This is a genomic window from Candidatus Rhabdochlamydia oedothoracis, from assembly GCF_019453995.1.
GTDB classification, from domain to species: domain Bacteria; phylum Chlamydiota; class Chlamydiia; order Chlamydiales; family Rhabdochlamydiaceae; genus Rhabdochlamydia; species Rhabdochlamydia oedothoracis.
Map to the genome: position 1 here is coordinate 391,765 of NZ_CP075587.1, position 23,490 is coordinate 415,254.

The window sequence follows — 23,490 nt, forward strand, 5'->3', positions numbered from 1 at the left end:
TTATTCCTTAATAATTATTGATCATGAACCTATCTTGAATTAAATTTACTGTTTTAAAGATACTTGCCGACTTAAGAAATTCATCCAATATCCCAGTAGTCCAAACATTAATAGTCCGTTCCAATATATTGCCTTTCTTTCCCAGCGCACTGTAAGACGACGGAAGCATGTCTTTAACCAAGAAATCGTTCTCTCAACGACCCAACGTTGCTTTTCAAGGTAGCAAATGCCTTTTATCTTATATCCCTTAGTGTTTCTTTTCCGAGCTATCAGAGGAAAAACCTCATGGGAAAGAACATCGATACGTGTTTGCTCTGAGTCATAACCTTTATCTGCTTCAATTATGGGTACTTTTCCCTGATTCCATGCTTTTTTAATGAAGGGAATGACTTTCCTAAGCAGAGGGATCACTTGTTTTTTCTCATCCCCGGATGCTGATGTAAAAGTGATTGCAAGAGGCTTTCCTGATTTTTCTACCAGTAAATGCGATGTCACGCCTTTACCTTTGTAGCCATAATCAACTTGCTCTCCTCCTCCGCTTCCGCTGGAAAAAAAAACCATCTACAGGGAGTCTCTGGGCATCAATACACCCCAGCTGTTCGGCAAGCTTAAGTAGCTCTTCTAAAAATTGATCTAAAAATCCAGCAGATTGCATTCTTCCAAGCCATGCGTGTGCTGTTGAGGGATGAGAAAACTCCTTGTTTCTAGGTGCATCTTTCCAAGGAGCTCATGTCCGAAGCACCCAGAAAATAGTATTTACTACAGGTCTCCATGGCGCTAATTTTCTTCCATAATGGTTACGATTTACCCATTTTTCCATTTGAGGTTCGAGTATTTTAAACTGTTCTTCATTTAATCCTTGCTTGCTCATGTCATCTGTCTTTAGTTAAAAAATAAAAAGATCAGGTATCATAGCGAAAATTTATATTCAATTCAAGATGGGTTCATAGTTAATTTATTTTGATTTAAGAGTTGGGTTTGCAAAAGTCTTCAATCAAATCTTCTTTTTTTGTTTTAATTTTTTCTATTTCTAGATTAAGCTCGCTTTTTATAAAACGAGATTGCTCGACTTCTTGAAGAGAGATGTTTTGGAAAGTTTCCTCTTTTCTATCATTTAGATCTTGATTATGTCTTCTCTTACAGGCTTTGCAAGAATCTAAAGCATGAAGATAGGAACTGTCATAAGCATTTAAAATGCCTTTTTGGAAAAAGGTACGAACCTTTTCTGAGGCGTCTTTTATGTCATTTGCATCATTTAGGGTGCCAATTTCTTCGAATATATCTTTAAGATTAGCAATAAATTCTTCTGGGTTTTGTAATTCTCCTGATTGTAAAAGAGTTTTTCGATACCTCAATATGGAATCATATCGACTCCCTCCTTCATATCTTACATCAAAGCTTTCAGGAATTTTTTTTCTTGTAACAGGAGAGGTTCTGCTGTGTTCAAGCCAAATTTTAAAGCTTTCATAATCATAAACCGTTTTTTCATTGGTCGGATCTGTAATTGTTCTTCGAATAGCTCTCAATGAAATAGGGCATTGGATTTGATTGAGAATTGGATCAGTGTCATGTATATCCTCAGCGTAAAGGGGCAATTCCTGAAGGGATGATTGCATATTTGCGATATAGCTTCTACATGACTTTATACGCCTTATGATGCTTGCTCCAGTTTCAATTAAGTCACCGTCTAAGTGATCTTCCCTAAAAGAACCTCTAATTTCATATTCTCTTGTTACATTTTCTGCCCTTATTGCATTGCTAAATATGGTATTAAACAATTCATCTCTTGCAGATGGGTTATAACCTCTTACTCTATCTAAAGGGGCTAAAGAGGAGTCAAAGAACCTGACAATAATACCCCCCTCTTCAAACAATGTCCTGGAATATTCAGGTGAATAGCTTGCATTTAGCAAATCGTAAGCGTCTGAAGGTCGTAGTTTCTTATCTAAGATGGAAATAAGCTGATCGCTTGCTAAACAGTCTGGTAAATGGCTTTTTATGAAGCGTAATATGTGGGTCTTAGTAAAAGAGAAAGAGGAAAAGATATTTATACACCTTAATCCCCATGAACTTGTCATATATTCTAATGCAGCATCACTCTTCATGAATTTTATGCAATCAGGTTTGCTGAGCTTGCAAATGAATAATATATGACAAGTAAATATCCTCCAAAATATAGAGTCAAAACCTTTAAAAGGCATGATTTTTTGAAAACCCGGCGCGATTAATATAGCAAGCCACATATTGGAATAATACATCGATGCCATACTTTTAAGATTCTCAATGAGGGGATTTGTATTAGCAAGTCTACTTAAAGTAGCTTTATAAGCAAAAAGCCTTGCTCGAACACGGTCAATCCTTGATTCAAGACTAGAGGGTCTAGATGTTAAGTAGTCTATTCCTTTAGGAAGAGCATACCAAGCAGCTGATGTAAGAATGATTTGCGCCATATTTTTTTCTATCTTTTATTTTTTTATAAATATTTTCATATTCGTATTAGACCTTAGCTTGTGCTAAATCAACTTTAAGAAGTTTAAGTGCTTCTTCTAGTGCTTTTTTTTGCATTTTATAATCGAGATATTTTTCTTGAGCATCCTTCTTGAATTGAGGATTTGATGAGGCTTTTTTAAGCTCATTTATCACTTCTCTTGTCTCTTCTATATCAATTATGGTGGATTCAGGGCCGAAGGCAAGAGATACAGGCCATCTAGGGGGGCATAAATCATTTTCTAAAGCTTGTTGTAAATTTCTCCATTCGTAATAGATGGGTTTGTTGTTATCTGATGCTCGTACAACTACCACTTTACGAATAGGTTTACCAGAGATTCTGCACATTCTTTTTTGAAAAACGGCTTCCCCGTGTAAGAGAAAGGGAATTGTATCGAAATGCGTAATATCCCTTCCCTCTATAATCGCTTCGCATTCTCTTAGCTTGCTTCTTATAGTTTGCAATTGTTCATGGATTTCTTGATCTAACAAATTCAATATTTCGAGGTTGCTACATCTTCCTTGGAGGGTTTCTTTATATCTTGATAGTAGATCTTGGTAAAATATTTGTACATTTGTTAGTTGGTTATTTATAGCTTCTTGTAGATCGATTTGGGTAGTTACGGTTTGTTGACTTGTAGCTGGCTGTTGAATTTGAAAGGCGTTTTTAGCAGTTTGTGAAGCCTGTAGAGCTGTTCTGTAAAGTGTTTTTAATTTTGATAAGAACATTTTTCTATGCATGTAGAGTATTTCAGCGCTTTCTATAGCGCTAAGACAAGTATTTAAATCTTCTCTATTATGCGCTATCTGCTGTATCTTAAGCATAGGCCCTTTCAACCTTGAAGTGCACAAAAAAGAACATATAAATACTTGAAAAAACATCTATTGTGCACCCGAGCATAGCATGTTTGTAGATAATCTCGTAAACACTTCTAGTGGAGTTTCGAAGTTGAGAGCCTTTCTAGGTCTGTTATTTAGTAAAGTTTCCACCCTTTCTATATCCTTGGAAGTCGTATCTAAAAAGCTTTGTGTTTTAGGAAAATATTGCCTAACTAGTCCGTTTGTATGCTCATTTAAGCCTCTTTCCCAAGAATGGTAGGGCGTTGCAAAGTAGAAGTCTGTCTCTAGCTCGAAACTAACCATTTGGTGATAGGCAAATTCTTTTCCGTTGTCTGCTGTTAATGTGTGTACAAAATCTTTGATAGGTTTAAGTTGTTCAATTAACGCTTGACTTACTTCCTCTGCAGTTTTATGAGAAACTTTGGCGAGCTTAGTTAGCTTGGAAGTTCTTTCTACCATTGATACAATTACGCCTTTATGTCCTGCCCCTATGACTGTATCTAGTTCCCAGTCTCCTAAACGAGTCTTTTTTTCTACAATACAAGGCCGTTGCTTAATATCTATACGACCAGGCATGTTCCCTCTTCCAGAAGCTCCCTTTCTCTGCTTGTTATATTTTTTCCCTCGATGACGGAGCTCTCTATAAAGCTGTCCTCCCTGTCGTTTATCTTTCCAGATATGATTATAGATGGTCTCATGACTAACATGTTCTTTACCATGTCTTTTAAGCCATCCGGATATTTGTATAGGGCTCCATTGCAACTTGATTTTTTCTTCAATACGGGTAACTATTTGAGGAGTCATTTTTTTATTGGGCTGAGAATTTTTTCTAAGAAATGCTTTTTCTTGAGCTTGCTGATGACGGTATCCTCGTTGCCCTTTATTTCTCTTAAGTTCCCTACTAATAGTGCTATGATGAACTTTTAGAATGTTTGCTATTGAGCTAGATGTATCTCCTCTAGCTTTTAAAATATAAATCTGACATCTTTGGTCATAGGTTAGGTGATGGTAGCCTTTAGGCAAGGTCTCTCCTTGTGTTTGATTGTTAAAAATCACAATAGAGATTCTTTCATCGCCTGCCTATTCTTTTTTTAATTCTTCTGTGCACTTCAAACTTGAAAAGACTATATATTTTGCAGTCTTAATTCCAGGCTTTACCTCAGAGGCAGCCATTTCCCATATATTTGCATAGTTCTCTGTACCCAACCCATCAATCCTATCAAGCAAATCCATTCCTGCTCGTGTGATGATGGCAGTGCTTGCTAGGTTGTGTAATTCTTCATCTGGTGAAAGATTAATTTTGCGAGCTACTAATTGTGATTCAGCTGCCATATTTATTCCGGTTACTAGAATAGAAGCTGTTTTTTTTGTTGTGCTCATATTAGGATTTTCATAAATTTTATTAAATTGTAATCCTGCTGAGATGGCACGATACATGGGAGGAATAAGACCAAAAGTATATGTTGTGCCCTGGCATATTGTATTGAATGCCCTATGAACCTATCTTGAATTGAATATAAATTTTCGCTATGATACCAGATCTTTTTATTTTTTAACTAAAGACAGATGACATGAGCAAGCAAGGATTAAATGAAGAACAGTTTAAAATACTCGAACCTCAAATGGAAAAATGGGTAAATCGTAACCATTATGGAAGAAAATTAGCGCCATGGAGACCTGTAGTGAATACTATTTTCTGGGTGCTTCGGACAGGAGCTCCTTGGAAAGATGCACCTAGAAACAAGGAGTTTTCTCATCCCTCAACAGCACACGCATGGCTTGGAAGAATGCAATCTGCTGGATTTTTAGATCAATTTTTAGAAGAGCTGCTTAAGCTTGCCGAACAGCTGGGGTGTATTGATGCCCAGAGACTCTCTGTAGATGGTTTTTTTTTCCAGCGGACGCGGAGGAGGAGAGCAAGTTGATTATGGCTACAAAGGTAAAGGCGTGACATCGCATTTACTGGTAGAAAAATCAGGAAAGCCTCTTGCAATCACTTTTACATCAGCATCCGGGGATGAGAAAAAACAAGTGATCCCTCTGCTTAGGAAAGTCATTCCCTTCATTAAAAAAGCATGGAATCAGGGAAAAGTACCCATACTTGAAGCAGATAAAGGTTATGACTCAGAGCAAACACGTATCGATGTTCTTTCCCATGAGGTTTTTCCTCTGATAGCTCGGAAAAGAAACACTAAGGGATATAAGATAAAAGGCATTTGCTACCTTGAAAAGCAACGTTGGGTCGTTGAGAGAACGATTTCTTGGTTAAAGACATGCTTCCGTCGTCTTACAGTGCGCTGGGAAAGAAAGGCAATATATTGGAACGGACTATTAATGTTTGGACTACTGGGATATTGGATGAATTTCTTAAGTCGGCAAGTATCTTTAAAACAGTAAATTTAATTCAAGATAGGTTCATATATTTGATCTATGGATGGAATACTCATATTTTCTCTATTTTTCTATAAATTTTAAGGATTGCTTGTTTCGGCTTGTAATTGTTGTTGTAAAAGAGGACTTGCTTCGAGATACTGCCATAGTTTAGAACCGTGCTCTCTAAGCCTATCTTCAATAATAAATTGTATGTCTGGTCGGTCAATCAGCTGATTAGCTGTCAATGGCTCCCTTGTAATCGGAGATAGGGATCTGACCATTAAACTATTTATAATAGCTGATCTTTCATACAAGGTAGGATTGTTTTGTCCTTGTTGACGATGACGAGTAGTAGGATCTTCCACGGGGTAACGAATAGGCTCAAGTGTAATAGGACAAATATATCTTCGTAATATCAGATCATCATGGAAAGCTGGAGGGATAGGAAAAGAATTCAAAATAGCTTCCGCTATTTCTTGAGGGTCATCATATCGACGGTTTAAGAATAAATGCCCAAATGCTCTTGCATAGATATTCTCATAGAAATTTCTATATAATTGTCCTGCTGAATTAATTAAACCAAATTCAAAGGCCATTTTCATCTTAAAAGCAATGTTAATTCGATTTTCTAGTTCTTTGAGTTTCCCTTTTTGCTCTAGTGTAGATTTTAAAGAACTATCTATAGAGGATGTGGGAGTTGTTTCAAGAGCACCATTTAGGCAGTGTTTTATTTCATAAGTAGATTTTTCTGCTGATACTCTTATGATATCCGATATAGGAAGGATTACCGCTCTTTCTAAGAACTGTAGTTCGGTCTCTATCTCTTCAGAGCGTTTTGGACCTTTGAAAATTTGAATAAGAAGATGTAAATATCTACTTGTAAGCTCTGAGTTTTTTAGACAAGCAAGAGCATGATTATCGCTTGGACTACAGGTTAATTTTTTTATTTCTGTTGCTGAAAATCCAAATAATGCTAGTCGATTAACGACGTTTGCAGTTTGTAAAATAGATGGTTCAGATTCACTGCATTCATCTACAGCTTGTACAACATGGAGGAAATCAAGAAATGTTGTTACGCATTTGGTTGCAATCCCTATAGAACTACTCATACTTATCTCCTTAAGATCCTTGAAATAAGGAGATGAAATTTTAAATTTCAACTGAATAAAAAGCAATTTTTTTAGAAAAGTCGAAAAACATGCTAATTTTTATTCTAGAAATATAAATAACTATTAAAAAATACAACTTTGAGAAATAGATCTGCTCCTAATTAGGCTGTTTAAGAGAAGCATGTTTTTATAGAAAAATCATCGATTCAAATCAAGCATTTGCTACACTCTTCTTTTTATTAAAAATACACAATTGCGACTTAAGAAGGTTTTGAAATATGTCTAGCATGATTGTGGTAGGGGCTCAATGGGGAGATGAGGGAAAAGGAAAAGTCACCGACCTATTAGCAAAATCAGCCGACTTTGTGGTTAGAGCTCAAGGAGGGAACAATGCAGGACATACCATTTTAATAGGTTCTCAAGAGCTTCGATTTCATTTAATTCCATCGGGTATTTTACATCCTAATACACATTGTCTGATCACAGGTGGTACTGTGATCGATCCAGGTTCTTTTTTAGAAGAAGTGGATTGTTTAAGAAAAGAAGGGATTGATTTTGCGGATCGGTTGTGGCTGTCTAATTATGCGCATGTGATTTTTCCCTATCATAAGCTACTAGACAAGTTGTATGAGAGTCGAAAGAAAGATCGAGCCATTGGAACCACGGGAAAAGGGATTGGACCTTGTTATGCGGACAGATCTAGCCGAATAGGAATTCGATTAGCAGAATTTGTGCGACCAGATATTTTAAGAAAAAGGTTACAGGCCAATCTTTTTTCAAAAAATCAAGAATTACAAATCATTTTTCAACAAGAGCCGCTACTATTGGATTCTTTATTAGAGGAATGTCATCAACTAGCTGCCAAGTTAAAACCTTTTATAGCGCCTGTTGAAGAGTGGATTGCTGAAGCCCTCAAAATGGGAAAGAAAGTGTTGTTTGAAGGAGCTCAGGGTACTCTTTTAGATAACAATTTTGGCTCTTATCCATATGTAACTTCTTCTAGCACGATTGCAGCAGGTGTTATTGCAGGGGCGGGAATTGGTCCAACGAAGATCGACCATGTTCTTGGCGTGGTAAAAACATACACAACGCGTGTAGGCGAAGGGCCTCTGCCAACTGCTTTTACAGAAAAAGAACAGAAAATGTTTGTTGCATCTAAAGTGCGTGAAATAGGAACAACAACTGGAAGAACAAGGCGCATGGGTTGGTTCGATGCCTGTTTGGTTCGTTATTCTGCAAGGTTAAATGGGCTCGATTCAATGGCTTTAACCAAATTGGATGTTTTAGATACATTAGATGAGATTAAAATTTGTACTCACTATCGCTTAGATGGGGTTACTTTGGAATCTCCTCCTGCTTTAATTGAAGATCTAGCACGAGTTGAGCCTATATATGAAGTGCTAGAAGGATGGAGAAAAGAAACATCTCAAGTTCCCTCTTATGAGGAGCTGCCAGAAAAAGCTATTTATTATCTTAAGCGAATTTCAGAATTAATAGATGTGCCCATTAGTATGATCTCATTAGGGCCTGATCGAAAGAGTACTCTTTTTTTACACCAATTCTTTAAAAAATAATTTACTATGCAGATGTTAAATGTTCCAGAAAGCGCTTTGGAAGATTCTTTAATTATAGATAAAAATATACTCCCAAAGCATGTTGCAATTATCATGGATGGGAATAGAAGGTGGGCTAAAAAAAACGGCTTGCCTAATATGATGGGACATTGGCAAGGTGCTAAAACCATCATTGATATTGTAACCGCTGCAATTAAATGGAATATAAAAGCATTAACGGTTTTTGCTTTTTCTACAGAAAATTGGCAAAGATCGCAGCAAGAAATAGATAATTTAATGTATCTATGTAAAATTTATTTGCGTAGATTTTGTTTTAAAATGATTAAAGAACAAGTGCGGTTGCAGACAATTGGAGATCTTACTAAAATACCAAAAGATGTTTATAAAACCATATGTGATGTAAAGAAAGCAACCGAAAATGGGAACCGAATTGATTTAGTATTAGCTATCAATTATGGTGGTAGAGATGACATTAAAAGAGCTCTTGTTAATATCGTAGAGGATGTTCAAAGTGGGCTTTTGAGCAGATCTGAAATTAATGAGCAACTAATTGCTCAATATTTAGATACTTCTTACTGGCCTGATCCAGATCTTCTCATTCGTACAAGTGGAGAAAAAAGACAAAGCAATTTTTTGCTTTGGCAACTTTCTTATAGCGAGTTTTATCACACAGAAGTGTTGTGGCCAGATTTTTCTGAAAAAGAGCTAATAAAAGCTTTATATCAATTTCAACAACGTCAAAGGCGATTTGGAGGCCTATGACCATAAAGAGAATGGCAGATTTAAGCTCTAGGCTAATGACCTCTATTTCAATAGGGGTTTGTGTCGCAACATTAATTATTTTTTCCCCTTTGCCTTTTGTTAGTCTTTTACTTATGTTCTTTGTAGCCGGAATTTCTGCTACTGGGGTTTGGGAATATGCGCAATTAGCTATTGCTAAAAAAAAGCGTCCAGCCACGCGATTAATGATGGCTATAGCAATTTTGGAAGTAATTGCTTTATATATATATCTGGTTTTTGTAGACCTTCCTCAACTGCCCATTTTAGTTGTGGCATTAGGTGTTATTGCTTTTTTTATACACCGTTTTAAAAGAGTAATAGGGGCTTTAAATGAGATTGCCATCGAATTTTTTGGAATTGTTTATGTAGCGGTGCCTTTGAGCTTAATCTTAGGAGTCCTTTATCCCAACCCTCATCATGGGTTTCCTCAGGAAGGGCGTTGGTGGCTTTTGTATTTAATTGTTGTCACCAAAATTACCGATGTAGGTGCTTATTTTGTAGGAAGACTTTGGGGAAAAAATAAATTGTGTCCTTCTTTAAGTCCTCAGAAAACAGTAGAAGGAGCAATTGCTGGATTTATTGGTGCTGTTTGTGCAAGCATAGCTATTCATAAACTAGCGGTTTATATGCAAGCAGAGTGGTTCCACCTTTCTTTTTCAGAGTCAATATGGCTTGGGATGTTAATTGGAATATTAGGGCAAGTAGGAGATTTAGCAGAATCTCTTTTAAAAAGAGATGCCGTTGTTAAAGATAGCAATGTTTTGCCTGGATTGGGGGGTGTGTTAGATATGGTAGACTCTTTACTCTTTACTACGCCTATTTTATATTTCTTTTTGCGGATGCATTAAAACTATGATCATTACTATTGATGGCCCTGCAGCAACAGGCAAAACAAGCGTTTCAAGACAAGTAGCTGAAAGATTGCATTTTACGTATTTTGACACAGGTGCTATGTATCGAGCATTTACTTGGTTTTTTCTTAAATCTCAAATTGCAATTGAACAAATAGAAAAGATGCAAAAACTAGTTGATCAATTCTCTTTTAGAATAGAAACAAAAGAGCACAGTAAAAGATATTTTGTAGGAGATAAAGATGTAACAGAAGAGATCAGGTCGTATCTTGTTACTTCTCATGTATCGGAAGTATCTGCTATAGATTGTGTTCGCTCTAAATTATTGGACATTCAAAGACAATGTGCTGCTCGGGGAGATTTTGTTTTTGAAGGTAGAGATTTGGGAACGGTTGTTTTTCCTCAAGCTGAAATTAAAATTTTTTTAACAGCTAATCCACGCATTCGAGCAGAAAGGCGTCTAGCTGAATTATTAGCCCAGTATCCTCAAGAAGAGCTGGAGCTAGCTAAACAATCTGTGCTAGCGGACTTATTAAAAAGAGATCATTATGATTCTACTCGATCAAATGCTCCCTTAAAATGTTCACCAGATGCATATAAAATTGATGCCTCTATATTGACTTTAAATGAAGTGGTTGATCAAATCATTCAATTGATCGCAGAAAAATATCCTGAAAAAATTCCATGATAAAACCTAGTTGGGCATCTGATAATTCTCTTTCTTTTCTCTATCGCATAGTAGTATTTTTTACCTGGTTATTCTTTAAAATTCTTTATCGACATAAGATATATGGACTAAAACATGTATATAAAGGAGCTGCAATTATTGCAGCGAATCATACATCTTTTTACGATCCCCCTATTTTAGCTATTTCATGGCCACAAGAAGTGCATTTTTTAGCAAGAGAGAGCTTATTTAAATATGCTTTATTTGGCCCCTTTATTCGAAAATTGAACTCCCATCCCGTGCAAGGGGATACGAGTAATAGTAGAGCATTTAAAGCTATCCAAGAGCTTTTAGCATCTGGAAAAAAAGTGATTCTCTTTCCAGAGGGAACAAGAGCTTATGAGGATCAATTGGGAGAATTAAAATCCGGAGTTGCTTTTTTAGTCTTTCGTTCTCAAATAGCTGTAATTCCTACTTATATTCATGGGACGTTTTCCATTTGGAATCGGGGAAGAAAGCTACCTAAATTATGGGGGAAAACGGCTTGTGTATTTGGCACCCCAATTTCTTACGAAGCATTTCAAGGCCTTGATAAAAAACAAGCGCAAAAAGCTCTTAAAGAGCGTCTAGCTGAATCTATACAAAATTTACGTACCTGGTATGAGAGAGGAGCTGAAGGAGACCCTCCTTAAGAAGTAATTAATTCTAGACCATTGCTTATTAAACATTTTTAATATGATTGTATAATGAAAAGGCAGAAAGTGCATGAACCTATCTTGAATTGAATATAAATTTTCGCTATGATACCAGATCTTTTTATTTTTTAACTAAAGACAGATGACATGAGCAAGCAAGGATTAAATGAAGAACAGTTTAAAATACTCGAACCTCAAATGGAAAAATGGGTAAATCGTAACCATTATGGAAGAAAATTAGCGCCATGGAGACCTGTAGTGAATACTATTTTCTGGGTGCTTCGGACAGGAGCTCCTTGGAAAGATGCACCTAGAAACAAGGAGTTTTCTCATCCCTCAACAGCACACGCATGGCTTGGAAGAATGCAATCTGCTGGATTTTTAGATCAATTTTTAGAAGAGCTGCTTAAGCTTGCCGAACAGCTGGGGTGTATTGATGCCCAGAGACTCTCTGTAGATGGTTTTTTTTTCCAGCGGACGCGGAGGAGGAGAGCAAGTTGATTATGGCTACAAAGGTAAAGGCGTGACATCGCATTTACTGGTAGAAAAATCAGGAAAGCCTCTTGCAATCACTTTTACATCAGCATCCGGGGATGAGAAAAAACAAGTGATCCCTCTGCTTAGGAAAGTCATTCCCTTCATTAAAAAAGCATGGAATCAGGGAAAAGTACCCATACTTGAAGCAGATAAAGGTTATGACTCAGAGCAAACACGTATCGATGTTCTTTCCCATGAGGTTTTTCCTCTGATAGCTCGGAAAAGAAACACTAAGGGATATAAGATAAAAGGCATTTGCTACCTTGAAAAGCAACGTTGGGTCGTTGAGAGAACGATTTCTTGGTTAAAGACATGCTTCCGTCGTCTTACAGTGCGCTGGGAAAGAAAGGCAATATATTGGAACGGACTATTAATGTTTGGACTACTGGGATATTGGATGAATTTCTTAAGTCGGCAAGTATCTTTAAAACAGTAAATTTAATTCAAGATAGGTTCATGATAAGTATAAACATATGATTTTTGTTCCAATAAGAGGTCTATAGTAGTGCCAATTCAAACGGCTAGCTTAATGGGGTTCAAGTCAACGACTTGAAACTTGTCGTTAATCCTATATTTTTCTATACGATTGAATCGGAACCAATATATTATCAAAAGTTGGCAAAAAAAACCAAAAATTTTTAGAATTAACCCACTCCATCACACTTTGGGACTAAACATCTAAAACGTTTCTACATTGATCTTTTTTTAAATAAGGTTTAGTTTTTTTGTTAAAGAAGTTTTTGCGGTCAAGATGACTCGAACATCCACCAGGTTGCCCTGACTAGAACCTGAATCTAGCGCGTCTACCAATTCCGCCATGACCGCGTAAGAAGGATATTGTATCGGAAAGAGGTTTTTAGTTTAAGCTAGATTAAAAACCAGAATGCGATTTAATCTAGTAGATTCCATGTAATAAGGAGAATAAACGCAATGAGTGAATTCATAAAAGAAATATTGGAAAACGACTTTGATAGAGAAACAAGCCAAGGAGCTGTATTGGTTGATTTTTTTGCCGATTGGTGTGGACCTTGTCGACAACTGACTCCTATTCTAGAGGAAGTGGCTAAAGAAGTAAAAGAGGTGAACTTTTTTAAGATAAACATTGATGCTGCTCAAGAAGTAGCTGCTCGTTTAGAGATTACTTCTATTCCTACGTTGGTTTTATTCTATAAGGGAAAAGAAGTAGATCGAGTTGTTGGTTTAATAGAAGCAGATGATCTAAAAACATTTCTTGCAAAAGCCAAGTAAATCTTATTTTTTAAGGCAGGTGTTTCACTTGCCTTAAAGCTACTTAATCCAATGTAGTACATCTCGAACAATAGACCAGCGTTTTTCTTGGGGAGCTGCAATTTCTGTTTTGCCTTTAACCCAAAGATCGTATTGCTTTTCCGTAAATCCTTGATTGTTTTTTAGTTCTAACCATTGGTTGAGATAGTTGAGAAACTTAGGACTGTCTGCATTAATAGCATAGCCTAAAGTATCTATTCCAATTGCAGGACTTGGAATCACAATACGGTAATTGCGGTGTTTTAAAATCCATGCAAGGGCTTGTTTTTCTTCCCATAGCAAAGCTACCTGCTTTCCTTTTACAGTGAATTCCTCAAAGTGATCCAAATAAATAATCCTGTCATTAGAAAAGAACTCATGGGCTACTTGCTCATAAGAAGATCCTTTAAGTGCAGCAATTTTTAGATCAGGATTGTTAAGAATTTTTTCCATGGAGGAAAATTTTTTACGCATTTTTTCTTCTGTAATCAAAATCAATCTTGCATCTAGATCAGATTTAGTAAAAGAAAGGTTTCTAAGTCTTTTTTCGTTCATGCTTAGTGCAGACATAGCAATATCGTATTTCTTCCCTTCTATATCGGAAATGACATTGTTGTAAGAAAGAGGCACTAATTCTAATTTACAGCCAAGGTCGTAAGCTAGTTCATAAGCAAAGGCTATGTCGTATCCGACTAAATGATTATTTACATTATAAAAACAAAAGGGGGCTACATTGGGATAATAACCCACTCTTAAAGTTTTAGTAGATAAAATGTGATCAAAAGCATCCCCTTCAAAAGGATTTGAGGGAGGAATCGTTTTGTAGACCTTTACGGGAATGGTAGAGGTAATTGTTAGTTCGTAGATGCTTTTAGCTTCATTTTTAATAGTTGGTAAAGGATTAAAAGATTTAAGGACAAGAAATAGTAGAACCATAGGAAGTAGAGTGAAAAAAGTTTTACTGATTATTCTATTCCACCTAAAAAGCAGCATATTACGACAAGAAAGGGTGATGAATAAAGAAAGAGAAGTAATTTGCATGGCAGATAACATGGACTGAAATCCAGAGGTAAAGGGGAGGGTCGTCAAATACAAGTTAATCGCATTAATCGGCAAGCCTAAGGAATCTAGAATGAAAGTTAAACTATTAATCCACGAGCCTAGTCCGACCGAGCCTAAGTTTGTCAAAAATGTAGTTACGAATAATTCAATTTGAGAAGAAAAACCTAATGGCAAACCATAAAAAATAGATATAAAAAATACAAATAAGGTAATGAAAAGAGCTCCTAGGGGTAGATTGAAAACAACAGACACAGTCCCTTGTATTTGTGTTTGAGCTTTTTCGTCGGTAGGATCAATAATGGCTGTTTCTTTTTTGAGCAATTCAATGATATAGGGCAAACAAACAATGACTACATTTGTCGTATAAGCAAGCACCAAAATAGGAAGAGTTTGTTGTAGCCATTTATAAGCAGGAATAGAGGTTAACATACTTGTAAGTCTGGGAAAAATCCAAAATATAATCGAACATGTTCCTAAAAGGTATAAGATTATATAAGTGCTAACTTGCTTAACGGTAGAAAGTTGAATCGTCCCTACTTGGTTGGATATAATTAAAAAAGTTCCAATCGGTGTAATCCGAGCAATCCAAGCCGTAATTCGTGTTAGTGCACTTACTAAATTTTGTAAACCATTCATAATTACATCTTTTTCTTTGAGGTGGATCAATGCAATTCCAATCAGAAGAGAAAAGATTACGATAGCTGGAACAATGTTATTGGTTAGATCGTAAAAAATATTGTCGGGAATGAGCAATTCAGCAAAGTTCAAATGAGGTGTATCGCTAGAGATATAACCAGATGTTTGAGGACTGCTAGAAAGGGGAAATAAATGAGAGACCGTGTAAATCATTAAAATATTAATGGTCCAAGCTAAACTAATAAAAAAGATACCGCGCTTTACAATTAATTTACCTTGAGCAGAGCTTAACTGTCCTACTCCATGGATAATAGCCCCAATTAAATAAGGGATAGCTGTAACTTTGAGGAGTTTAATGTATGCAGATGCATAAGAGGCAAAGACATCGCATAAATCGCCCAGGAATAGGCCAAAAAGAATCCCAAACACTGTGGCGATTGCCATTTGGAAAGCTAAAGAAATCTTAAATAAACGCATAAAATCTATGGGATTATCTAGTCATGGATCGTTATTGCATATCAGAGCAGTATGGGTAGATTTATGCAATTGGATTTTAGGATTTTTTTATAAAAACTAATGTCCTAACGTATATCTGTTTTGGGCTCAGCGATTTCCATAGGGTGTATATTTTCTTTTGAAGAAAGAGAATTATAAGAAGCATTTGCTTGAACAACTTCTATTTCAAAAGTCAAAAGAGAGTTAGGAGGAAGGTTATGATGCATCTTATAAGCAAAATCAGGGTGAATGTAGATAGTGCGTTTTTCTCCTTCTTTCATACCAATTAAACCTAAGCGCAGGCCCGTAATAATTTCATCGAGAAAAAGCACTTCTTCATTAGAATCATTAAAAACAGAACCATCGAGAAATTGTCCTTTATAGTGCACCAAAGGAGAAAAATGAGACTGGATTGCTTCTCCAGTGCCTGTTTTCTCTATACGATATTGAACCTTGCCATTTTCTATACTTACCACCGCTGCATCTATTGCATTTTTTTTGAGGAAGGTTTCTGCTTTTTCTAAATTTTCTTTAGATTCTTGCTCAAATGCTAGTTCTTTAGCAGCAACAATTGCTTCTACACACTCATTTTCTGTCATAGGGGATTCTTTCCCATCTGCAGCTTCTTGCAATCCTTTGATAACCTGTGCTAGATCAAGTTTGACTTTACCATTCTTTTCTAAGTCTTGTTGAATCAAATTTTTCCCAATCAGATGCCCAAAAGCTCGAGAAAGCTTTTCAATTTCATCGTGGTGAATAGCTGATCTGCCAGGAGGGCTTTCTTGACAAAGGGCAGCTTGCGTCATAAATAGAGCACAAGCTAATAAGAGATATTTTTTTGACTTCATGGGTTGCTACCTCGGAGCATAAATGAGTGTATTTGCTATTCATCTTAAATCTTATGTCCAAATGATTTCAATAGGTTCTATTTGAACTTTTAAGTCATTTAGTTGTTTTTTTTCTACTTTTGCAGGAGTTTGGATCATTAAATCACTAGCTTTTTGGGTCTTGGGAAAAGCAATCACATCTCTAATATTTTCTGTTTTTGCTAAAATCATTAATATGCGATCTAACCCAAAAGCAAATCCTAGATGAGGAGGGGCCCCATATTCCAGAGCCTCTACAAAAAAACCAAACTTTTCTTGAATGACATTTTTAGATAAATGAAGAATTTCAAATATTTTATTTTGTAATTCGCTATTGTGAATTCTCTGAGACCCTCCTCCAATTTCATACCCATTTAGCACAAGATCATAAGTCAGAGCACGCACTTTTAATGGATCTGTATTTAGTATTTCAAGATCTTCAGAGTGAGGAGAGGTGAAAGGATGATGCTCGCTTTCTATGCGCCTTTCATCCGTATTCCAACGAAGCAGTGGAAAATCTGTGACCCAAGCAAAATGCATATTAGATGGATCTATTAAATTTCTTTCTTTTGCAATTTTTCTGCGAAGATGATCTAGGCCTTGGTTGATTCTTGCCTCTTCTCCTCCTGCTATTAAAATCAAATCGCCTATCTCACATTGCATGCGGTTTTTTAGGTCTGTTAATAGTTCAGAGGAAAAGAACTTAGTAATGTTTGAGCTTAAGCTCTCAGATTGACACTTCATCCAAGCTAAGCCACTGACGCCAAATAAAGAAACAAATTGTGTATAGGTTTCTATTTCGCGGCGTGATAACTCTGCTCCATTTTTTACCAAAACAGCTTTGATACAACCTTTTTGCGCTAGCTGCTCGCGTAGAACGGTAAATTCGCTCTGTTCTATGATGTCGTCAAGACGCACAAGAGGCATTTTAAAGCGCAGATCTGGATGATCGGTTCCATAGCTTTCCAAACAGTCTTTATAACTCATTTTAGGGAAGGAAATCGATGAGGTATTAGGTGAAACAATTTGAATGATCTTAGTCATTAATTCTTCAATAATGCTCATGATATCTTCTGGTTTCCCAAAACTCATTTCAAGATCGATTTGGGTAAATTCAGGCTGTCTATCAGAGCGAAGGTCTTCATCGCGAAAACAAGGAGCGATCTGAAAATAGCGATCCATGCCAGATATCATCAATAATTGTTTGAATATTTGAGGTGATTGAGGTAATGCATAAAAATTACCCGGATAGATTCTAGAAGGTACAAGATAATCACGGGCTCCTTCTGGAGTGGATTTCCCTAGAATGGGTGTTGAAATTTCGACAAATCCCTGCTCACTCATAAAATTGCGGGTGGTTAACATCAATTGATGGCGCAGTAATAAATTATGGGCAACTAACCCTCTTCTGATATCTAGATAACGATATTTAAGCCGAAGCTCTTCATTTACCTCGATATCCTCATCACAAATAGAAAAAGGAGGTGTCTTAGAAGAAGATAAGATCTCTAATTCTTTTACGTAGATTTCTAACTCACCTGTGGGGAGTTTAGGATTAATCATTTTTTCAGTGCGCGCGATTACTTGACCTTTAACAGAAATAACCCATTCGCTACGTAAACGCGATGCCTGATCAAAAAGCTCTTCGGAAATGGTTTTAGGATCAAAAACGAGTTGGGTTAAGCCAAAGCGATCTCTAAGATCGATGAAGATGATACCTCCATGATCACGCCTGCGATGTATCCATCCGGATAGAGTGACGATTTTACCTATATGAGAGGATCTTAATTCTCCACAAGTGTGTGTTCTGCGATAGTCAAACATTAAGCCATCCTTTAAGATTATCGATTAAATGTTGAATTGAAAAAGTGTGAGATTCACGCGTTGCTAATTTTTTACAAGTGATTTTTCCTGAATGGATTTCCTCATCTCCAATCACTGCAATAGCGGTTGCTTGGAGTAGATTTGCAAGCTGCAAACCGTGTTGAATTTTTTTACCGCTTAAATCCATTTGTGCAGCAATATTTTTATGTTTAAGTTGCGTTGTCAGCTTAAAGGCTAATTGAGTAGCCTGATTGTTCATGGGTATTAAGAAAAGATTCGGTTTTAAAGGACCTGGAAAGAAAGCTTCTTGTTTTAACATCGTTTGCAATAAGCGCTCTAATCCTATAGCAAATCCTGCAGCTGGTAAGTTAGGACCACCCAAATCTGCTATTAGCCCATCATAGCGTCCGCCAGCTCCAACAGCATTTTGGGCTGCTAGCTGTTCTGAGGTGATTTCAAATACAGTATTGCTATAGTAATCTAATCCACGAACAAGCCTTGGTTCCACCTGGTAAGGGATCTTTAGTTGATTTAATTCATGTAATACTATTTGAAAATGCTCTTTTGCCTCTTTGCTTAAGTATTTGCTAATTAAAGGTGCATTTTTCAAGATTTTCTGATCTTGATCTAGCTTAGAATCTAGAACGCGCAAGACGTTTTTTTTAAGCCTTATTTGACTATCTTCTGATAATTGATCTTTATGAGGTGTAAGATATGATAACAAAGCTGCTTGATAAGCCATGCGAGATGAGTTATCACCGACAGAATTAATAGAAATAGATAGGTTTTTCAACCCCAGTCTCTGATAAATTTGATACATTAGGTCTATTAATTCTACATCTTGATAAGGATGCATTGTACCGATTGCTTCCACACCAAATTGATGTAGCTGCCGATAGCGCCCTGCTTGTGGCCTTTCATAGCGAAACATAGGTCCGATATAAAAAAATTTGTGAATACCCGGTGTTTGATAGAGATGATCACTAATGAAAGCGCGCACTACAGGAGCTGTCCCCTCTGGTCTTAAACTCAAAGAACGTCCTTTGCGGTCTAAAAAGGTATACATCTCCTTTGATACGATATCAGAGGACGCTCCAACGCCTCGTTCAAATAGTTCTGTGCGCTCAAAAATCGGAGTACGAATTTCTCTAAAGCCATGTTTTATAGCTTCTTCACGTAAAATCTGCTCTATGTAGGTCCATCGATGAGATTCCTTCCAAAGGTCTTCTTCTTTTGTCTCCTGTGGCAGAATATCGAAAGTTCCTTTTACAATTGGGTATTTCATATTAAATACTTTCCTAAAGTTCTTACGCGTTGATAGAAGAATTCTAAACTGTGGATTGCTAAAGAGTAAAGTGATTTTAAATACAGATTCGAAGGTACTAAAAAGAAACTTAAAAAAGCTTTTTTTCTAATCTTTTAAGAGAGGCTAATTTCTTTTCAACAAGAGGCACTGTGTAATAAAAAACTTACGTAAGAGGGTGTTGTTGCATTTAAGCCAAGCATGCCGTAGCTAAATAGATCATGCTCATACTAGTATACTCAAATATATTAGAAATAAGATTTACAGGTTGGGAAATACATAGATTTTTTCCAAATACTTTAATTATAATCGCATCCATATGTCGTTTAGAGGGCATTCTTATTAAAAAATAAATCTTTATAAATTCTTAATTTGAAATAAGATTAGTATATCGGTGATCAATACTAGATTTAAAAAAATATTTACATTTTAAATTTAAAAAAATATTGTAAATTAAGAAGTTACTATAATCTATTTTTTGAGGCAAGTCTATATGAAATCAATACGATTTTTTGTTTTGAATAGTTTAACGCTTTTTTCAGCTCACTTATGGAGTGCTTCGCTTACCGTTTCAACTAGTGAAGATAATGGACCAGGAAGTCTTAGACAAGCTATTTTAGAACTCAATAGTGCAATAGGAACATCACATACTATAACCATTAATGCAGGGTTGCCTACTATTACGCTTGCTAGTAGCTTACCCGTCATCCAAAAACCAGTATCCATTATCACCTCTGGAGGGATTCCTCAAGTAATCGATGGCAATGCCAATCAATTCCGCTTATTTGCTACAACTAAACCCCTAACAGTACAAAACTGTACTCTACAAAATGGTGGTGCTCTTGGAGGAAATGCAACAACCACCACTGGTGGTCCTGGTGGTGGAGCTGGAGGTGGGGGTGGACTAGGAGCAGGGGGCGGTATTTATATTGCACCAGGAAGCTCTGTTATCTTAAATAGTACTACTATTCAAAATAACATTGCGCGAGGAGGTGCTGGAGGAACTGGACAAAGTAACACAAATATTGCAAATGGAGGGTGTGGTGGTGGAGCTAGCTTTTCATCTGCAGACCCAAATAGCAATGGGCTTAGTTCAGGAGGAGGAGATAATCCTGGTCAAAGCGGTGTCAATGGAGGAAAAGGAGGGGCACAAGGAGGAGGAGATGGAGGAAAAAACACGCAAATTCTTACCGACGGGAAGGCAGGATCCGGTTATGGAGGAGGAGGAAATGGAGGTGGGAATGGTGGTGTTGGCCATATTGAATTACTAAAGCTCCCAGGTGGAGATTTTGGAGCTGGTGGTGGTGGTGGCGGTAGTGGAAGTGCTTATGGAATAGTAATAGCTGTTCCTGTATCAGATGAAAAATTAGCAGAAGAATATGACGTTTACATTGCTACCTTGGGTGGTAGGGGAGGCAAAGGCGGAGGCGGAGGCGGAGGTGCGGCAATTAACAGTAATGGTGGTGGTGGTGGTGGATTTGGTAGCGGTGGTGGCGGTGGCAGTAACATCTTGGATTTTATAACTGGAGCTGGTGGTGGTGGTGGTGGGTTTGGTGGCGGTGGTGGTGGTGGTAGTAGTGGCAAAAGCAGCGATAATAGGCAAACCGGCGGTGGCGGTGGCGGCGGTGGCTTTGGAGGAGGAGGTGGTGGAGCTGGTGGAAGTCGACAATATTTAGGTGGACTAGGCTATGGAGGAAGATATGGTGGAGATGGAGGAATGCAGAAGACAACAACTTCTTACGCAGGAGCTGGAGCAGGTGGAGCTGGAATTGGAGGAGCTATTTTTGTTTCTTATGATAGCGTTTTAACCATCCAAGACTCAGTCTCTTTAAGCGGTAATCAAGCAATCGGAGGAATAGCTGGAGCTTCAGATCCTGCTCTGTCTTTAGCGGCTACCGATGGACAAAGTTTTGCTAATGATGTGTTTTTATACACTGATGCTCAGTTGATCTTTGATAACGAAACAGATCTATCAGCAAATTTTGCTATCCAATCAGATCCAAAAAGCCCTTCAGATAGGGGAATTTTCAAACAAAATACCGGTACAGTCACACTTTCTTCAACAAGTAACAACTATAGAGGAGGAACTCAAATCAAAGAAGGAACGTTATCTATTGCAAGCGATGTACTCGGTGATTCGTCTGGTCCGATAGCTTTTTTTGGAGGCATTCTTGAAACTACCAGCTCTTTCTCCTTGTCTAGGAGCATTTTTCTTGCCCCTTTTGGCACAATTAGTGTGGATTCCTCTTGTATTTTAACTATTCCAGGAATAATTACAGGCCCTGGTAGTCTAATAAAATCAAATGACGGAACACTCGTTTTAACAGGGGCGAATGACTACATGGGGGGAACAACGGTAAGTGGTGGAACACTGCAAGGGAATACAACCAGTCTACAAGGAGACATTATCGATAATGCCATTCTAATTTTTGATCAAGAAAGCACAGGAACATATAATGGAAACATTTCAGGATCTGGCACTTTGATCAAGCAAAAGTTTGGATTGGTAAATTTTACCAATGACTCTTCAAGTTTTGCAGGCCAGGTAGCTGTCAATGTAGGAGCTCTTCTCGTCAATGGAAAATTAGGTGGCACATGCACTGTCGCACCTAACGGAGTGCTCGGTGGAGTGGGAACAATCGGTACGGTAATTAACGATGGCATCGTTGCACCAGGTAATTCGATTGGAACTCTAACCGTCAATGGAAATTATACACAAAGTTCAAGCGGTACATTAGCCATAGAGATCGATGTAATGGGAGAAAATGATCTACTACAAGTGATAGGGACTGCCTCGTTGAATGGGGCTCTTTCCATCAGACTTGAACCCGGAGTTTATTCAGAAGAAACAGTTTATACCTTTCTTACCGCAGAATCTGTTACAGGGCAATTTAGCAACTCTTTTAGCGATCAACGCCTAGTTTATACCGTCAATTATTTCCCTAACCAAGTTCAACTCTCTTTAAGTGCTCCTTCTTTAATTATAAGTATACCTAATTCTAGCTTGACCGGTAATGCGCGAGCTGTTGCAGATTATCTATTTTGTTCCTCCTTTGACTTCGCAGATATAGATCTCGATGCAGTGGCTAATGCTTTACTCCAGCTACCGATGGATGAATATGCAAAAGCACTTAAAAGCTTAACCCCTGCTGCATTTGGATCTCTGCCCTTAGTTGAACTCGAGAGCATTTTTAATCTTGCCAATGCCTTTTTTATGACAGGAGCTGGTCAAAGGTCTTATTGTTATACAGATATCGATGAACCTACGAATATTTGGGTCAACCATTTAGGGTTTATTTATTCACAAGAAGGGTGTCAAGAAGCTCCTGGCTTTAAGGCTCACACCTATGGAGTTGCAGTAGGAGCAGACCACCTGTTTATCGATCAGTGGAGCATAGGGGTAGGGATCGCGTACTCTCATGCCCAACTTGATTGGAAACATCAGATGGGGGATGCTTATGGTAACTCTGTGCATTTAGGTCCTTATATAAAGTACGACTCTGAAAATTTCTATTTTGATTTTCTGCTTTTAGGAGCAGGTAATTTCTATGATGTAGATCGAAAAATTGTATTTCCAGGGATTTCTAGAAAAGCGCATAGCGATCCTACTACTTGGAACTTCTCAGAGATTCTCTTAGCAGGGCTTAGATTAGAGCCCTTCAATGTAGACAATTTTTTCGTGCAACCTGAAATCAGGTTAGATCAAACCAACTCGTTCCAAGGAAAATTTAAAGAAAAAGGAGCTCAGTCTATCGACCTTTCTATAAAAGACAAATGCTCTTCCTTTTTACGCTCCTTGGTCAATATTAAAGTCACTAAAGAATCATGTATTAGTGGTTTTTGCTTAGTTCCTAGTGTCAATCTAGGTTGGTTGAGAACAACTCCTTTAATAGGCGGTCATTACACCTCTGGATTTAGAGGGAAAACATTTTGTGAACCAAATTTTTCGGCGACTAGCTTTCATCAAACAATCGATCAATTGCTCGTGGGTGCGCAATTTCTTATCTCTTGCCAGGGAGACTTCCAGTTATCTATTGGTTATGAAGGAACCTTTGGTAGAGGGACAAAAGTCAATGAAATGAATTTGGCTCTGGATTGGAAGTTTTAGATGTTTAGTCCCAAAGT

At 37.3% G+C, this 23,490-nt stretch carries 23 protein-coding genes and 1 tRNA gene; 11 read left to right on the plus strand and 13 right to left on the minus strand.

Annotated features, from left to right (window positions below):
- Window positions 1-45: 45 nt before the first annotated feature.
- The 7 genes from RHABOEDO_RS02050 to RHABOEDO_RS02080 all read right to left on the minus strand — a co-directional run bounded on the left by RHABOEDO_RS02050 (window position 46) and on the right by RHABOEDO_RS02080 (window position 4,764).
- On the minus strand, window positions 46-561 hold the full coding sequence (locus RHABOEDO_RS02050) for a transposase (protein ID WP_220017711.1): 516 nt from the start codon (window positions 559-561) through the stop codon (window positions 46-48).
- A complete protein-coding gene (locus RHABOEDO_RS02055; protein WP_220017712.1) occupies window positions 518-655 on the minus strand; it encodes a hypothetical protein in 138 nt (45 codons plus the stop codon). The genes RHABOEDO_RS02050 and RHABOEDO_RS02055 overlap by 44 nt, the downstream gene beginning before the upstream one ends.
- A 72-nt stretch (window positions 656-727) precedes the next feature.
- Entirely contained in the window at window positions 728-871 is a 144-nt protein-coding gene (locus tag RHABOEDO_RS02060) for a transposase (RefSeq protein WP_220017713.1), read from the minus strand.
- Between the two features lie 94 nt (window positions 872-965).
- Entirely contained in the window at window positions 966-2,450 is a 1,485-nt protein-coding gene (locus tag RHABOEDO_RS02065; protein ID WP_215217739.1) for an RING finger protein, read from the minus strand.
- Window positions 2,451-2,496: 46 nt separating this feature from the next.
- Window positions 2,497-3,312, minus strand: a complete 816-nt coding sequence (locus RHABOEDO_RS02070; RefSeq protein WP_215217738.1) for a hypothetical protein — start codon at window positions 3,310-3,312, stop codon at window positions 2,497-2,499.
- 57 nt (window positions 3,313-3,369) lie between these two features.
- Complete coding sequence (locus RHABOEDO_RS02075) at window positions 3,370-4,383, minus strand: IS30 family transposase (RefSeq protein ID WP_215216525.1); 1,014 nt, start codon at window positions 4,381-4,383, stop codon at window positions 3,370-3,372.
- Window positions 4,384-4,407: 24 nt separating this feature from the next.
- Window positions 4,408-4,764 carry a hypothetical protein gene (locus tag RHABOEDO_RS02080; protein WP_220017714.1) on the minus strand — a complete coding sequence of 119 codons (357 nt, stop codon included), beginning with the start codon at window positions 4,762-4,764 and terminating at the stop codon, window positions 4,408-4,410.
- A 134-nt stretch (window positions 4,765-4,898) separates the two neighbouring features.
- Between RHABOEDO_RS02080 and RHABOEDO_RS02085 the strand changes: the two genes are divergently transcribed.
- Both RHABOEDO_RS02085 and RHABOEDO_RS02090 read left to right on the plus strand, forming a co-directional pair.
- Window positions 4,899-5,252 (plus strand): transposase, encoded by a 354-nt coding sequence (locus RHABOEDO_RS02085; protein WP_215217041.1) that lies wholly within the window; start codon window positions 4,899-4,901, stop codon window positions 5,250-5,252.
- Entirely contained in the window at window positions 5,209-5,724 is a 516-nt protein-coding gene (locus RHABOEDO_RS02090; protein WP_215216393.1) for a transposase, read from the plus strand. Before RHABOEDO_RS02085 ends, RHABOEDO_RS02090 begins: the two co-directional genes overlap by 44 nt.
- Window positions 5,725-5,798: 74 nt before the next feature.
- On the opposite strand, the gene RHABOEDO_RS02095 is transcribed toward RHABOEDO_RS02090, so the two are convergent.
- Complete coding sequence (locus RHABOEDO_RS02095; protein WP_215217513.1) at window positions 5,799-6,809, minus strand: RING finger protein; 1,011 nt, start codon at window positions 6,807-6,809, stop codon at window positions 5,799-5,801.
- Between the two features lie 278 nt (window positions 6,810-7,087).
- Between RHABOEDO_RS02095 and RHABOEDO_RS02100 the strand changes: the two genes are divergently transcribed.
- The 7 genes from RHABOEDO_RS02100 (at window position 7,088) to RHABOEDO_RS02130 (ending at window position 12,349) form a co-directional block, all read left to right on the plus strand.
- Window positions 7,088-8,383, plus strand: coding sequence for an adenylosuccinate synthase (locus RHABOEDO_RS02100; protein ID WP_215217512.1), 1,296 nt, complete (start codon window positions 7,088-7,090; stop codon window positions 8,381-8,383).
- Window positions 8,384-8,389: 6 nt separating this feature from the next.
- Window positions 8,390-9,145 carry an undecaprenyl pyrophosphate synthase gene (uppS, locus tag RHABOEDO_RS02105; RefSeq protein WP_215217511.1) on the plus strand — a complete coding sequence of 252 codons (756 nt, stop codon included), beginning with the start codon at window positions 8,390-8,392 and terminating at the stop codon, window positions 9,143-9,145.
- A gap of 11 nt (window positions 9,146-9,156) precedes the next feature.
- On the plus strand, window positions 9,157-10,011 hold the full coding sequence (locus tag RHABOEDO_RS02110) for a phosphatidate cytidylyltransferase (protein WP_220017715.1): 855 nt from the start codon (window positions 9,157-9,159) through the stop codon (window positions 10,009-10,011).
- Between the two features lie 4 nt (window positions 10,012-10,015).
- Entirely contained in the window at window positions 10,016-10,702 is a 687-nt protein-coding gene (cmk, locus tag RHABOEDO_RS02115; RefSeq protein ID WP_215217509.1) for a (d)CMP kinase, read from the plus strand.
- Entirely contained in the window at window positions 10,699-11,373 is a 675-nt protein-coding gene (locus RHABOEDO_RS02120) for a lysophospholipid acyltransferase family protein (RefSeq protein ID WP_215217508.1), read from the plus strand. Before cmk ends, RHABOEDO_RS02120 begins: the two co-directional genes overlap by 4 nt.
- Before the next feature lie 150 nt (window positions 11,374-11,523).
- Entirely contained in the window at window positions 11,524-11,877 is a 354-nt protein-coding gene (locus RHABOEDO_RS02125; RefSeq protein ID WP_215217041.1) for a transposase, read from the plus strand.
- Complete coding sequence (locus RHABOEDO_RS02130) at window positions 11,834-12,349, plus strand: transposase (RefSeq protein WP_215216393.1); 516 nt, start codon at window positions 11,834-11,836, stop codon at window positions 12,347-12,349. Before RHABOEDO_RS02125 ends, RHABOEDO_RS02130 begins: the two co-directional genes overlap by 44 nt.
- Window positions 12,350-12,654: 305 nt before the next feature.
- On the opposite strand, the gene RHABOEDO_RS02135 is transcribed toward RHABOEDO_RS02130, so the two are convergent.
- Window positions 12,655-12,738: transfer RNA gene (locus tag RHABOEDO_RS02135), tRNA-Leu, on the minus strand.
- 105 nt (window positions 12,739-12,843) lie between these two features.
- On the opposite strand from RHABOEDO_RS02135, the gene trxA reads away from it, so the two are divergent.
- Window positions 12,844-13,161 carry a thioredoxin gene (gene trxA, locus RHABOEDO_RS02140; protein WP_215217086.1) on the plus strand — a complete coding sequence of 106 codons (318 nt, stop codon included), beginning with the start codon at window positions 12,844-12,846 and terminating at the stop codon, window positions 13,159-13,161.
- A 39-nt stretch (window positions 13,162-13,200) separates the two neighbouring features.
- On the opposite strand, the gene RHABOEDO_RS02145 is transcribed toward trxA, so the two are convergent.
- From RHABOEDO_RS02145 to hisS, 4 genes are all read right to left on the minus strand, one after another.
- A complete protein-coding gene (locus RHABOEDO_RS02145) occupies window positions 13,201-15,354 on the minus strand; it encodes a cation:dicarboxylate symporter family transporter (RefSeq protein WP_215217085.1) in 2,154 nt (717 codons plus the stop codon).
- A 104-nt stretch (window positions 15,355-15,458) separates the two neighbouring features.
- Entirely contained in the window at window positions 15,459-16,220 is a 762-nt protein-coding gene (locus tag RHABOEDO_RS02150) for an FKBP-type peptidyl-prolyl cis-trans isomerase (protein WP_215217084.1), read from the minus strand.
- 51 nt (window positions 16,221-16,271) lie between these two features.
- A complete protein-coding gene (aspS, locus tag RHABOEDO_RS02155) occupies window positions 16,272-18,062 on the minus strand; it encodes an aspartate--tRNA ligase (RefSeq protein WP_215217083.1) in 1,791 nt (596 codons plus the stop codon).
- Window positions 18,055-19,347: a histidine--tRNA ligase gene (hisS, locus tag RHABOEDO_RS02160; protein ID WP_215217082.1), complete on the minus strand. Its 1,293-nt coding sequence runs from the start codon at window positions 19,345-19,347 to the stop codon at window positions 18,055-18,057. The genes aspS and hisS overlap by 8 nt, the downstream gene beginning before the upstream one ends.
- A gap of 511 nt (window positions 19,348-19,858) precedes the next feature.
- Here hisS and RHABOEDO_RS02165 point away from each other — a divergent pair.
- Entirely contained in the window at window positions 19,859-23,473 is a 3,615-nt protein-coding gene (locus tag RHABOEDO_RS02165; protein ID WP_215217081.1) for an autotransporter outer membrane beta-barrel domain-containing protein, read from the plus strand.
- Window positions 23,474-23,490: the final 17 nt, after the last annotated feature.